Genomic DNA, 13,130 nt, shown 5'->3' on the forward strand with positions numbered 1-13,130 from the left:
CCGGATGCGGTGGCAGGGGCCCCTCCCGGCGGCTCAGGGGACGACGACGACGGGCCAGCGGCCGGTGCGGACCAGCCGGGTGGCGACCGAGCCGACCAGGCGGTGCCCGGCCTGCTCGGAGGAGCCGACCACGACCATGTCGGCCCGGGTCTCGTCGGCCGCCCGGCACAGCTCGGCGTACGCGTCGCCACGCCGGCACAGGAAGGTCACCGGCACGCCCAGCTCCTCGGCTCCGCGCCGGCACTCGGCCCGCAGCTCGGCGGCCAGCTCGTCGTGGGTCTGCTGGACCGCCCCGGCCACCACGCCGGACATGATCCCGGAGTACGGGGCGGGCGAGCTGACGAAGACCACGACCAGGCCGGCGCCCTGCCGGCGGGCGAGGCCGGCGGCGTACGCGGCGGCGCGCAGCGAGGTGCGGGTGCCGTCCGTGCCGACCAGCACCACCCGGGGCCCGTCCGTGCCGCGCTCGAACGGCGACGGACGGGCCTGCGGACCGTACTGCTCACGCTCGACGGGTGCGGTCATCGCTGATCAGTCCCGGATACCGGTCCGGACCACCGCGGCGCCTGCGCCGGCGGCGACGGTCGACTCCTGCTCGACCTCACCGGCGATCGGGTCGCTGTTGCGCTGCCGCAGCGGCACCTCCTTGATGAAGATGACCGCGATCAGGGCGATCAGCCCGAACGGGGCGGCGGCCAGGAAGATGTCCCCGGCGCCGTGCCCGTACGCGGACTCCACGACGGTCCGGATCGGGGCGGGCAGGGTGTGCACGTCGGGCAGGACCCCGCCGCTGCCGGAGCCGGAGGCCTTGATGCCCAGACCGGCCAGCCCTTCGGCGATGTAGTCCTTGACCTTGTGGCCGAGGATCGCGCCGAGCGCGCTGACGCCGATCGCGCCGCCGAGGCTACGGAAGAAGGCCACCACCGAGCTGGCCGCGCCGAGCTCGTGCGGGCCGACGGTGTTCTGCACGGCGAGCACCAGGTTCTGCATGCTCATGCCCAGCCCGAGGCCGATCAGCGCCATGTAGATGCTCATCAGCCAGTACGGGGTGTCGTAGCGCAGCGTGCCCATCAGCGCGAAGCCGACGGTGAGCAGGGCCGAGCCGAGGACCAGCCACCGCTTCCAGCGGCCGGTGTTGGTGATGATCCGGCCGACGACGGTGGAGGAGATCAGCAGGCCGAGGATCATCGGCAGGGTCATCAGGCCGGACATGGTCGGGCTCTCGCCCCGGCTGATCTGGAAGTACTGGCCGAGGAAGACCGAGGCGCCGAACATGCCCACGCCGACGGCGATGCTGGCGACCACGGCGAGGGTGATGGTGCGGTTGCGGAACAGCCGCGGCGGGATCATCGGTTCGTCGGCCCGGTTCTCGACCCGGATCGCCAGGGCGCCGAGGAGCACCGCGCCGGCCACCATGACGGCGGTCTGCCAGGAGAGCCAGTCGTACTTGTCGCCGGCCAGGGTGACCCAGATCAGCAGCAGCGAGACCGCGGCGGTGATCAGGGTGGCGCCCCACCAGTCGATCTTCACCTGGCGCTTGACCACCGGCAGGTGCAGGGTCTTCTGGAGCACGATCAGGGCGGCGATGGCGAACGGCACGCCGACGTAGAAGCACCAGCGCCAGCCGAGCCAGTCGGTGTCGACGATCACGCCGCCGATCAGCGGGCCGCCGATGGTGCCGACGGCCATCACGGCGCCGAGGTAGCCGCTGTATCGGCCGCGCTCCCGCGGCGAGATCATCGTCGCCATGATCACCTGGGCCAGCGCGGTGAGACCGCCGGCGCCGACGCCCTGGAGCACCCGGCAGGCGATCAGCTGCCCGGTGGACTGGGAGAGCCCGGCCAGCACCGAGCCGAGGACGAAGATCGTCAGGGAGAGCTGGACCAGGATCTTCTTGCTGGTCAGGTCGGCGAGCTTGCCCCAGATCGGGGTGGTCGCCGTGGTCGCCAGCAGCGTCGAGGTGACCACCCAGGTGTACGCGGACTGGCCGCCCTTGAGCTCGGTGATGATCCGCGGCAGCGCGTTGGAGACGACCGTGGAGGAGAGGATCGCGACGAACATGCCCAGCAGCAGGCCGGAGAGGGCCTCCAGGATCTGCCGGTGGGTCATGTCGACGGCGGTCGCCCTGGTGGGCGCTGACGCCTGCGTCATCGTGGGGTGCCTCCGGTGGGAGTCGGGAAGAGTTGCTTGAGGCAACCGTATGGGTTCGTTGCCTGAAGCAACAACCGGACGTGGCGCAGATCTATTCCGCGCGGCGACCGTCCCACCCGTCCGGTTCCGCCCGGTCCGGGACTCAGAGGAAGGCGTCGTTGAACCGGCGCAGCAGCCGGGCGAAGTCGTCGATGTCCTCCGGCGACCAGCTCTCCAGCGTGTGCCGGATCTGCCCCAGCCGGGAGGCCCGGGCCGCGTCGAACCGCCGGGTGCCCTCGTCGGTGAGGCTGATCTGCGCGGCCCGCCGGTCCGTCGGATCCGGGTCGCGCCGGACCAGGCCCAGCGCCTCCAGCGAGTGGATCTGGCGGCTCAAGGTGCCCTTGCCGATGCCCAGCCGGACCGCCAGGTCGGTCAGCCGGGTCGAGCCGGACCGGCGCAGCCAGAGCAGCAGGCCGTACGCGTTCGGCTCCAGGTTGGGGTGCACCTCCCGGGCGATCTCCCAGGAGATCGCCCGACCCCGGCGCAGCAGCGCCCCCAGCTCGTGCTCCACCGCCCGCAACGGCTCCGGCAGCTGCTCCTCCACGGCACAGAGCGTACGGGGCGACGATCAGTCGGTGGCGGTCAGTCGCTGCCGGGCCACCTCCCGCAGGTGACCGTCGCTGGTGGTGCCCTCGATCACCACCTCGGCCCCCCGGCCGGTGTGCGCCAGGGTGCCGATCGCGTTGCCGAAGTACGGTCCGGCGAGCTTCCTCCAGCGCACGAGGGGGCGGCGCACCCCGGCCGAGCGGGCCAGCGCCCGGGTGGCCGAGGCCGGCCCCGGGTTCCAGCCCAGCTTCATCAGCGGGCGCATCGCCGCGGGCACCTGGTTGTGGATCGGGGAGCAGGTCAGCTGGTGCACCGGGGTGTGCACCGACGGGTCGGCGAACCGGGCCCGGGCCACGTACGAGTGGTGCACGTCCCCGCCCAGGACACTGATCGAGGCCGGCGCGGGGTACGCCGGACCGGCGCCGACCCGGTCCCCGGTCCGGGCCGCGCGTCCGCTGCCGAGCCGGGCGAAGAGCTCGCCCAGGGCGTCGAAGGAGCGCCGGAACGACGCCCAGTGCTCCAGGTCCCAGGCCCGGCGCATCTGCTCGGCCAGCTTCGCCACCCACGGCCGGCCGGAGTCGGCCAGCTTCTCGTTCCACGCCTCGACGTGGTGGATGCCCGGCGGCAGGAGCCAGGGCAGCGACGCGCCGACCACCAGGTGGTCGTAGACGCCGTGCGCCTGGTCCAGGAACCACGACCATTCGCCCGACGGCAGCATCGCCCGCTGGCCGGGCTCCAGCACCCGGCTGGAGCGGTTGTCCAGCATCACCAGCCGGGTTCGGCCCAGGTCCAGCGCGTAGCTCCACTGATATTGCACGGCCCGCCAGCGCTCGGTGTCGTGCGCCACGTCGGCCTCGGTGTCGACCCGCTCGCCGAACTCGTGCAGCACCCCGCTGGCGTCCTCGGCGGCGGTGACCTTCGCGTACACCGGGTCGGCGGCGATCTCGTCCGGGGAGAGGTTGCCCAGGTGCTGGTAGACCCAGTACGAGGCCAGGCCGCTGCGGATCCGCTCCGGCCACCAGGCCTGCTCGCGCATGTCCGCCCGCCACGACTTCGAGGTGTTCCAGTCGTCGATCACCTCGTGGTCGTCGAAGATCATCACGCTCGGCACGGTGGAGAGCAGCCAACGGATCTCCGGATCCCGCCAGGACTCCAGATAGAGCTTGGTGTACTCGTCGAAGCTCACCACCTGCGTGGCCGGGGCGTCCTTCGGCCGGCGCCGGCGCCGCTTGAGCAGCCGGCGCACCGTGGGCGAGGTCTCGTCGGCGTAGACCTGGTCGCCGAGCAGCACCAGCAGGTCGGGCAGGGCGGCCGGGTCGGGGGCGGCGATCAGCCGCCGGGCGTACGCGTCGAGCGCGTCCGGGGGCAGCTTGCGGGCGGTGGCGTGCTGGGTGGTCTCCCGGCAGGAGCCGAAGAGCAGCCGGACCGGCTGGTCGGCGTCGTCGGCGGCCCGGGTCCGGATCACGCTGGGCGGGAAGCCGCTCTCGGGCACCGGCCAGGCCACCTCGTCGTCGACGCGCACCTCGTATTCCGTGGCGCTGTCCGGGGTGAGCCCCTCCACCACCACGATCGCGTAGTGGTGGTCGTACGCGGTGAAGGTCGGCGCGGAGCCGGTGGCCCCGTCGGCGGTGCGGACGGTGATCACCGCGGGTCCGCTGGTCTCCACCCAGACGGTCGCCCGCGTGCCCACCACCCGACGCAGCAGGGGCCCGATGAGCAGGCGGGGACTGGGCAAAACGCACCTCCGACGAAGATCCTCTAGATCGTCTTCTACCCGGCCGGCGGTTGCGGCACGCCTACCGAACGCGAGCGTACCCGCAGGTTGTTCGCATGCCGAGGCGGTGAGTGGGACGCGGTCGCCGGCATCTGACAGGATTTCGGCATGAAGGAATACCTCCTCGTCGCACTCGCCCTGCTCGGCGTGCTGATCCTCGGCGGCCTCAGCCTCGTGGTGCCGAAGCTGCGCCGGCGCCCCCAGCCGCCGCTGCCGGAGACGGAGGTCGACACCCGGGCCGAGGAGGACCTCGCCGGTCCGCCGGTCGAGGCGGCGGAGTCCGACCTGTCCACCGGCGTGCTGGTCGAGCCGCCGGTCGTCGAGGCCCCGGCCCCCACCATCGAGGTTCCCGAGCCCACCGCCGGCCGGCTGGTCCGGCTGCGCTCCCGGCTGTCCCGCTCGCAGAACGTCTTCGGCAAGGGCCTGCTCGGCCTGCTCAGCCGCGACCACCTCGACGAGGACACCTGGGAGGAGATCGAGGACAGCCTGATCACCGCCGACGTCGGCATCGACTCCACCCGGGAGATCGTCGACCGGCTCCGCGAGCGGACCCGGGTGCTCGGCACCCGCTCCGCCACCGAGCTGCGCGCGCTGCTCGCCGCCGAGCTGGTCAACGCCCTCGACCCGGAACTCGACCGGTCGCTGAAGACCACCGGCACCCAGGGCGTGCCCGCCGTGCTGCTGGTCGTCGGGGTCAACGGCGCCGGCAAGACCACCACCTGCGGCAAGATCGCCCGGGTGCTGATCGCCGACGGCCGTACCGTGCTGCTCGGCGCCGCCGACACCTTCCGCGCCGCCGCCGCCGACCAGCTGGAGACCTGGGGCGGCCGGGTGGGTGCCGAGACCGTTCGGGGCCCCGAGCGCGCCGACCCGGCCAGCGTCGCCTTCGACGCCGTCAAGCGCGGCATCGACACCGGCGTCGACACGGTCTTGATCGACACCGCCGGCCGGCTCCAGAACAAGATCGGCCTGATGGACGAGCTGGGCAAGGTCAAGCGGGTCGTCGAGAAGCACGGCCCGATCGACGAGACGCTGCTGATCCTGGACGCCACCACCGGCCAGAACGGCCTGGAGCAGGCCCGGGTCTTCACCGAGGTGGTCAACGTGACCGGCGTGGTGCTGACCAAGCTCGACGGCACCGCCAAGGGCGGCATCGTGATCGCCGTGCAGCGCAAGCTCGGCATCCCGGTCAAGCTGGTCGGCCTCGGCGAGGGCCCCGACGACCTGGCCCCGTTCGACCCGGCGCAGTTCGTCGACGCGCTGCTCGGCACCGAAGCCGCCTGACCACGTGACCACCGACGATCGCGCCTACCGCGGCTGGCGCGACCCCAACGAGCCGACCCAGCGCCTCGGCAGACCGTACGTGACGGCGCAGGAGATCCCGCTGCACGGCGGGAACGTGAGCACCGTGGTCCGGGTCGGGGACACGGTCCGGCGCAACGCCGGGCCGTGGACCCCCTCGGTGCACGCCCTGCTGCGCCACCTGGAATACGTCGGCTTCACCGGCGCGCCGCGCGCCCTCGGCATGGACGAGCGCAACCGCGAGGTCCTGTCGTACCTGGAGGGGGAGTGCGGGGAATATCCGCTCGCCCGGCACTGGGTCACCGACGAGGCGCTGGTCACCGTGGCCACCATGCTGCGGATGTTCCACGACGCGCAGTACGGCTTCGTGCCGCCGCCCGGCGCGGTCTGGCGCTCGTTCGGGCCACCGCCGCCGGACACCGAGGTGATCTGCCACCACGACGCCGCCCCGCACAACGTGATCTGGCGCCCCGACGGCACCCTCGGCCTGATCGACTTCGACCTCGCCTCGCCCGGCGCCCGGATCTACGACGTGGCGTACGCGGCCTGGACCTGGGTGCCGATCTTCTCCGACCGGGACTCGATCACCCTGGGCTGGAAGCACCCGGACCGGCCGCGCCGGCTGCGCCTCTTCGCCGACGCGTACGGGCTGATCCCGCGCGACCGGCACCGGCTGATCCGGACCATCCGCAAGCGGATCGTCGACCACGTTGAGGGCATCCGCCGGATGGCCGCCGCCGGTGAGCCGGCGTTCGTCCGGATCGTGCACAAGGGTCACCTTCGTCGCCCGATGCGTGACCTGCGCCTGCTCGACTACGAGCGGCACGCCCTGGAGCACGCCCTGCGCTGACGGGCAACGCTGAGGCAGGGGCCGTTCCGTACCCGGAACGGCCCCTGCGTCGTCTTCCCGACCCAAGATCGGCGTTCTTCACACGTCGGAAACAACGTGTCACGCGCCGGAAATCGAGGGGTGTCGGTGAAGGAAACAGCCGCCGACCAAGCTTCGGCCCAACCGGCGTACGGGCGACGCTGCCCCGGAAGCCGCGAAGGAGGACTTCACCTTTAGGAGGCCAGCGTGCCTGAAGCACCGACGATCGACGGCGGCAACACCGTGTGGCTGCTGGTTTCGACCGCTCTCGTGCTGCTCATGACCCCGGGGCTGGCGCTGTTCTACGGCGGCCTGAACCGGTCCAAGGGCGTACTCAACATGATGATGATGAGCTTCTCCGCCATCGGGCTCATCTCTGTTCTGTGGTGGTTCTACGGCTTCAGCGTCGCCTTCGGGACCGACGTCAACGGGTTCTGGGGCGACCCCGGCGCCTACCTGGGCACCAAGACCTTCCTCGCCGAGACCGACCTGTGGGGCGCCACGGCGGAGAACCCCAGCGGCATCGGCGTCCCGCTCTACGTCTTCATGGCGTTCCAGATGGTCTTCGCGGTGATCACCGTCGCGCTGATCAGCGGCGCCATCTCCGACCGGGCCAAGTTCTCCGGCTGGCTGCTCTTCGCCTTCGGCTGGGCCACCCTGGTCTACTTCCCGGTCGCCCACTGGGTGTGGGGCGGCGGCATCATCGGCGCCAAGCTGCACGCCCTGGACTTCGCCGGCGGCACCGCCGTGCACATCAACGCCGGTGCGGCGGCGCTCGGCGTGGCCCTGGTGCTCGGCAAGCGGATCGGCTGGCCCCGCGAGGGCATGAAGCCGCACAACATCCCGCTGGTCGCGCTCGGCGCCGGCCTGCTCTGGTTCGGCTGGTTCGGCTTCAACGCCGGCTCCGAGCTGACCGTCGACTCGGTCGCCGGCCTGGCCTTCCTCAACACCCAGCTGGCCACCGCCGCCGCCGTGCTCGGCTGGCTCGCCGTCGAGTGGGTCAAGGACCGCCGGCCCACCATGGTCGGCGCCTCCTCCGGCGCCGTCGCCGGCCTGGTCGCCATCACCCCGGCCTGTGGCTTCATCGCCCCCTGGGCCGCGGTCCTGCTCGGCATCGTCGCCGGTGCGGTCTGCGCGCTCGCCATCAGCCTGAAGTACAAGCTCGGCTACGACGACTCCCTCGACGTGGTCGGCGTGCACTTCGTCGGCGGCTGGATCGGCTCGCTCTGGCTCGGCCTGTTCGCCACCAACTCGGTCAACGCCGCGATCAGCGACGTGGTCGGCGGCTCCGACGGCCTGTTCTACGGCGGCGGGCTGACCCAGCTCGGCCGGCAGGCCCTCGCCGGCCTGATCGTGACCGTCTGGTCCGGCGGGGTGGCCTGGTTGCTCGCCTTCGCGATCCAGAAGACCATCGGCTTCCGGGTCAGCCCCGAGGCCGAGGTCGAGGGGATCGACTACGCCGAGCACGCGGAGAGCGCGTACGACCTGTCGCCGACCACCGGCAGCGGTGGTGGGGCGTTCGCGATGGCCGGGATCAGCCCGGGCGCCGCGAAGCAGCCGGCCTCGGAGGAGGCCCCCGCACCGGCCACCGCGCCGGTGGACGAGAAGGTCGCCGGTTAACGTTCCTGGGATGGAGGGGTTGGACATGAAGCTGGTGACCGCGGTCATCAAGCCGTACCAGCTGGACGCGGTGAAGGAGGCCCTGCACGCCCTCGGCGTGGCCGGCCTGACCGTCAGCGAGGTCCAGGGGTACGGCCGGCAGAAGGGGCACACCGAGGTCTACCGGGGTGCCGAGTACACGGTCGAGTTCCTGCCCAAGATCCGGGTCGAGGTGCTCACCGACGAGATGGACGTGGACAAGATCGTGGACGCGATCGTGGCCGCCGCCCGGACCGGCAAGATCGGTGACGGCAAGGTCTGGGTGACCGCCGTGGAAGAGGTGGTCCGGGTCCGTACCAACGAACGCGGCCTCGACGCCCTGTAGGAGCCACCATGACCTCGTTGATCAAGAGGAATGTGTCAGGAAACGCCGGTGACGGTGACGCAAACCTCTTGATCAACGAGGTCGGTGGCATCGGGGAGGGAGCGCGGAGGGGGCGGGCGGAGGCGTTCGACAGGTGGTTGCGGGGGGTGGTTCCGCTGCCTCCGGGGGTGGCGCTGGTCGCGGTCGGTGGATTGGGGCGGCGGCAGTGCGCGCCGTACGGGGACCTCGATCTCGTGCTGGTGCACGCGGGGGTCGCCGGGATGGACGAGCTGGCCCCGCGACTGTGGTACCCGATCTGGGACGCCGGACTGCGGCTGGACCACTCGGTACGCACCGTGGCCGAGGCGCTGTCGGTGGCCCAGGACGACGTCAAGGTGGCCCTGGGGCTGCTCGACGCCCGCTGGGTCGCCGGGGACCGGGCGCTGGCCGACTCGCTGACCCGCACCGCCACCGACCACTGGCGGCGTACCGCCCTGCGGCAGCTGCCCCGGCTGCGGGAACTCACCACCGCCCGCTGGCAGGCCCACGGCGAGCTGGCCTTCCTCCTCGAGGGGGACCTGAAGGAGGCTGCCGGCGGGCTGCGCGACGTGGGCATCCTGCGGGCCATCGCCACCGCCGGGATCACCGACGCGCTGCGCCCGGCCGTGCACGCCGCCCACCGGCGCCTGCTCGACGCCCGGGACGCCCTGCACCAGCAGGTCGGCCGCCGGGTGGACCGGCTGGTCGCCCAGGAACGTGACGGGGTGGCCGCCCTGCTAGGCCTGCGCCACCTCCCGTCCGGGCCGCCGGACGGCTCGCCCGAGGCTGAGTCGCGGCCCGACGGCCCGCCGGCCGCCGGGGGCGGCGCCACCCGCACCGGTCGGGCCGCCGCCGGGACCGAGGCCACCCGCGGCGACGGGGACGCGCTGCTGCGCCGGGTCGCCGGGGACGCCCGTACCGTCAGTCACGCCCTGGACGACGCCTGGCGGGCCGCCGACCGGCTCCGCTCCGGGCGCGGCCGGCGGGGCGCCGACGGCCGGCCGCTGCGCCGACCGGTGGCCCGCGACGTGGTCGAGCAGGACGGCGAGCTGGTGCTGGCCCGCACCGCCATCGGCGCGCGCCCCGACCCGAGCATCTCGCTGCGGGTCGCCGCCGCGGCCGCCACCACCGGGCTGCCGATCGCCCGGGCCACCTGCGAGTGGCTGGCCGCGTACTGCCCACCGCTGCCCACCCCGTGGCCACCGGCCGCCCGGGCCGCGCTGGTCACCCTGCTCGGCGCCGGTCCCGGCCTGGTGCCCGCCTGGGAGACCTGCGACCGGTACGGCCTGGTCGACGGCTGGCTGCCCGAGTGGACCCGACTGCGCAGCCTGCCGCAGCACAACCCGGTGCACCGGTTCACCCTGGACCGGCACCTGGTGCAGACCGCGTACGAGGCGAGCCGGCACACCCGCGAGGTGGACCGCCCCGACCTGCTGCTGCTCGGCGCCCTGCTGCACGACATCGGCAAGGGGCTGCCCGGCGACGGGACCTCCGGCGCGGTCGCCGACCACAGCGTCGCCGGCGTGCCGCTGGCCGAGGCGGTGGCCACCCGGATCGGCCTGCCCGAGCCCGAGGTGGCACTGATCGGCACGCTGGTCCGGCTGCACCTGCTGCTGCCCGACGTGGCCACCCGACGGGACCTCACCGACCCGGTGACCATCGCCGGCGTCGCCGAGCGGGTCGGGGACACCGGCACCCTCGACCTGTTGCACGCGCTGGTCCGGGCCGACGCCGCGGCCACCGGCCCGGCCGCCTGGTCGGACTGGAAGGGCCGGCTGATCGGCGAGCTGGTCGCCCGGGTGCGTACCGCGCTGGACACCGGCGTGCTGCCCGCCCCACCCGCTCCGGACCCGGCGCTGCTGGTCGGGCCGCTGCCGGTCGTACACCTGACCGAGGACCGGGTGGCGGTGGCCGCGGCGGACCGGCGCGGTCTGCTCGCGACGGTGGCCGGTTGCCTCGCCCTGCACCGGCTGGAGGTGATCTCCGCCGACGCCTCGGCGGTCGACGGCCGGGCCCTGGTCGAGTGCCGCGTCCAACCGCGCTACGGCCTGGCGCCGGACCCCATCGCGCTCGGCGCCGACCTGCGCCGGGCGCTCGGCGGCGACGTTTCGGTCAACCAGCGGCTGCGGGGCCGGGCGCTGGCCGCCCGTGGGGCCGGCGCCGCGCCCCGGGTGGTCTGGCACCGGGCGGCGGCCACCGACGCGGTGGTGCTGGAGTTGCGGGCGGCCGACGCCGCCGGGCTGCTCTACCGGGTGACCTGTGCCCTGGACGAGGCGGGCGCCCAGGTGCGGGCGGCCCGGATCTCCACCCTCGGCGGGGACGTCGTGGACACCTTCTACCTCGTCGGCGGGTGGCCCGCGGAGGCCGACCGGGCCCGGCTGGAAGCGGCCGTGCTGGCCGCCGCCGGCTGACCGCCGCTGCTGTACGCCCGGCTGCCCCGGATGTCCGCCGGCTGACCGGCGCGGACGTACGCCCGGTGGCGTACCCGGACCGTCGCCCGTGGCGGTACGGCTACCGGCGCCGAGGGCGGCACAATGACGGCGTGCGGCCGGCGGTGTCATCCCGGGACCGGCGCCGGCGGGAGTCGGCGGCGGACCTGGCGTTCGCCCTGGTCCTGCTGCCGCTGGTGCTGCTCGCCACCCGGCTCGCCGGCCACGTCCGGCCGGATGCGACCCGGGTGGACGGGACGGCCCTGGCGCTGGTGACGGTCGCCGTGCTGGCGCTGGCCGCCCGCCGGCTCGTCCCGCGGGCCACGCTCGCCGTGGTGACCGCGGCCGTCTCGGCGTACCTGGTGCTCGGTTACCCGTACGGGCCGGTGCTGCTGGCGGTGCTGGTGGCCGTCGGCACGGTGGCCGTCCGGCTCCCGCTGCGGCCGGCCGCGCTGGCCGCCGCGGCGGCCCTGGTCGTGCTCCTGGCCCACCTGGTCTGGTCGCGGGGGGAGCGGCCCGGCTGGTTCGGGGTGCTGCCCGGCTCGGCCTGGGTGGTGGTGCCGTTCGCGCTCGGCGTGGCCGTGCGGGCCAACCGGGAGAGCGTGGAGCGGACCCGGACCGAGCAGGCCCGGCGGCAGGCCGACGAGGAGCGGCTGCGGATCGCCCAGGAGGTGCACGACGTGGTGGGGCACGGTCTCGCGGCGATCAGCATGCAGGCCGACATCGCGCTGCACCTGATGCCACGCCAGCCCGAGCAGGCGGTGACCGCGCTGACCGCGATCAGCCGGACCAGCCGGGAGGCGCTGGATGAGCTGCGGGTCACCCTGGGGGCGGTGCGCCGGGGTGCCGAGCGGGAGCCGGTGCCGGGGCTGGCCCGGCTGGACGCCCTGGTCGGCCGGCTGGCGGGCGCGGGACTCCGGGTGGAGCTGCGGGTGACCGGTGAGCCGGCGGACCTGCCGCCACCGGTGGACCTGGCCGCGTACCGGGTGGCGCAGGAGGCGTTGACCAACGTGCTGCGGCACGCCGGGGTGGATCGCGCCGCAGTGACCGTCCGGCACGCGCCGGGGGAGGTGAGCGTCGAGGTGACCGACGCCGGGACCGGCGGGGAGGGCGGCGCGGGCCACGGCCTGGCCGGCATGCGGGAGCGGGTCGCGGCCCTGGGCGGGGAGCTGGCCGCCGGGCCGCTCCCGGGCGGCGGGTTCCGGGTGTACGCCCGGCTGCCGGTGGAGCCGGCCCGGTGATCCGGGTGCTGATCGCCGACGACCAGGACCTGGTCCGGATCGGGCTGCGCGCGCTGGTGTCGAGCGAGGAGGACCTGACCGTGGTCGGCGAGGCGGCGGACGGGCTGCGGGCGGTGGAGCTGGCTCGCCGGGAACGCCCGGACGTGGTGCTGATGGACGTCCGGATGCCCGGCGTCGACGGCATCGAGGCGACCCGGCGGATCGTGGCGGACCCGGAGCTGGCCGGCTGCCGGGTGGTGGTGCTGACCACCTTCGAGCTCGACGAGTACGTCTTCGACGCGCTGCGGCACGGCGCCAGCGGCTTCCTGACCAAGGACACCCGCCCGGCCGAGCTGCTCCGCGCGATCCGGCTGGTGGCCGCCGGGGAGGCGCTGCTGTCGCCCTCGGTGACCCGCCGGGTGGTCCGGGAGTTCGCGACCCGGCCGGCCCGGGTGCCCCGCCCGCATCCCCGGCTCGGCGCGCTGACCGAGCGGGAACGCGAGGTGGTCGGGCTGGTCGGCGAGGGGCTGAGCAACGAGGAGATCGCCGGGCGGCTGGTGGTGAGCCCGGCGACCGCGCGTACCCACGTGAGCCGGGCGATGGTCAAGCTGGGCGCCCGGGACCGGGCGCAGCTCGTGGTCTTCGCCTACCAGTCGGGACTGGTCGACGGTTGACCGCGCCGCCGCCCGCGGCGGGGGTCGGGCCGGCCCGGAGCGCGGGTACGGGCGGCGGGCTACCCTAGCGATGGGCTGGACACCTGCCCGGCCGCCCTGCGCCCGCCGACCACGACAAACGGGAT

Annotated in this window: 11 protein-coding genes; 7 read left to right on the top strand and 4 right to left on the bottom strand. The window is 73.9% G+C overall.

Annotation, left to right across the window (positions count from 1 at the left end; translation table 11 throughout):
- Positions 1-33: 33 nt before the first annotated feature.
- The 4 genes from GA0074704_RS10025 to GA0074704_RS10040 form a co-directional block, all read right to left on the bottom strand.
- A complete protein-coding gene (locus GA0074704_RS10025; RefSeq protein WP_088970247.1) occupies positions 34-525 on the bottom strand; it encodes a universal stress protein in 492 nt (163 codons plus the stop codon).
- A 6-nt stretch (positions 526-531) separates the two neighbouring features.
- On the bottom strand, positions 532-2,151 hold the full coding sequence (locus GA0074704_RS10030; protein WP_088970248.1) for an MDR family MFS transporter: 1,620 nt from the start codon (positions 2,149-2,151) through the stop codon (positions 532-534).
- 142 nt (positions 2,152-2,293) lie between these two features.
- Positions 2,294-2,734, bottom strand: a complete 441-nt coding sequence (locus GA0074704_RS10035; protein ID WP_269458916.1) for a MarR family winged helix-turn-helix transcriptional regulator — start codon at positions 2,732-2,734, stop codon at positions 2,294-2,296.
- Positions 2,735-2,758: 24 nt separating this feature from the next.
- A complete protein-coding gene (locus tag GA0074704_RS10040) occupies positions 2,759-4,471 on the bottom strand; it encodes an alkaline phosphatase D family protein (RefSeq protein ID WP_088970249.1) in 1,713 nt (570 codons plus the stop codon).
- A gap of 147 nt (positions 4,472-4,618) precedes the next feature.
- Between GA0074704_RS10040 and ftsY the strand changes: the two genes are divergently transcribed.
- The 7 genes from ftsY (at position 4,619) to GA0074704_RS10075 (ending at position 13,005) form a co-directional block, all read left to right on the top strand.
- On the top strand, positions 4,619-5,794 hold the full coding sequence (ftsY, locus tag GA0074704_RS10045; RefSeq protein WP_088970250.1) for a signal recognition particle-docking protein FtsY: 1,176 nt from the start codon (positions 4,619-4,621) through the stop codon (positions 5,792-5,794).
- A gap of 4 nt (positions 5,795-5,798) precedes the next feature.
- The gene (locus GA0074704_RS10050) at positions 5,799-6,662 is read left to right on the top strand and encodes a phosphotransferase (protein WP_172880496.1); all 864 of its coding nucleotides are present in this window, start codon (positions 5,799-5,801) and stop codon (positions 6,660-6,662) included.
- A 225-nt stretch (positions 6,663-6,887) separates the two neighbouring features.
- Complete coding sequence (locus GA0074704_RS10055) at positions 6,888-8,300, top strand: ammonium transporter (RefSeq protein WP_088970251.1); 1,413 nt, start codon at positions 6,888-6,890, stop codon at positions 8,298-8,300.
- 25 nt (positions 8,301-8,325) lie between these two features.
- The gene (locus GA0074704_RS10060; protein ID WP_172880885.1) at positions 8,326-8,664 is read left to right on the top strand and encodes a P-II family nitrogen regulator; all 339 of its coding nucleotides are present in this window, start codon (positions 8,326-8,328) and stop codon (positions 8,662-8,664) included.
- A gap of 8 nt (positions 8,665-8,672) precedes the next feature.
- Positions 8,673-11,093, top strand: coding sequence for a [protein-PII] uridylyltransferase (locus GA0074704_RS10065; protein WP_088970253.1), 2,421 nt, complete (start codon positions 8,673-8,675; stop codon positions 11,091-11,093).
- 131 nt (positions 11,094-11,224) lie between these two features.
- Positions 11,225-12,352 carry a sensor histidine kinase gene (locus GA0074704_RS10070; protein ID WP_088973578.1) on the top strand — a complete coding sequence of 376 codons (1,128 nt, stop codon included), beginning with the start codon at positions 11,225-11,227 and terminating at the stop codon, positions 12,350-12,352.
- A complete protein-coding gene (locus GA0074704_RS10075; protein WP_088970254.1) occupies positions 12,349-13,005 on the top strand; it encodes a response regulator transcription factor in 657 nt (218 codons plus the stop codon). Before GA0074704_RS10070 ends, GA0074704_RS10075 begins: the two co-directional genes overlap by 4 nt.
- Positions 13,006-13,130 lie beyond the last annotated feature (125 nt).

Source organism: Micromonospora siamensis, from assembly GCF_900090305.1.
Classification (GTDB): domain Bacteria; phylum Actinomycetota; class Actinomycetes; order Mycobacteriales; family Micromonosporaceae; genus Micromonospora; species Micromonospora siamensis.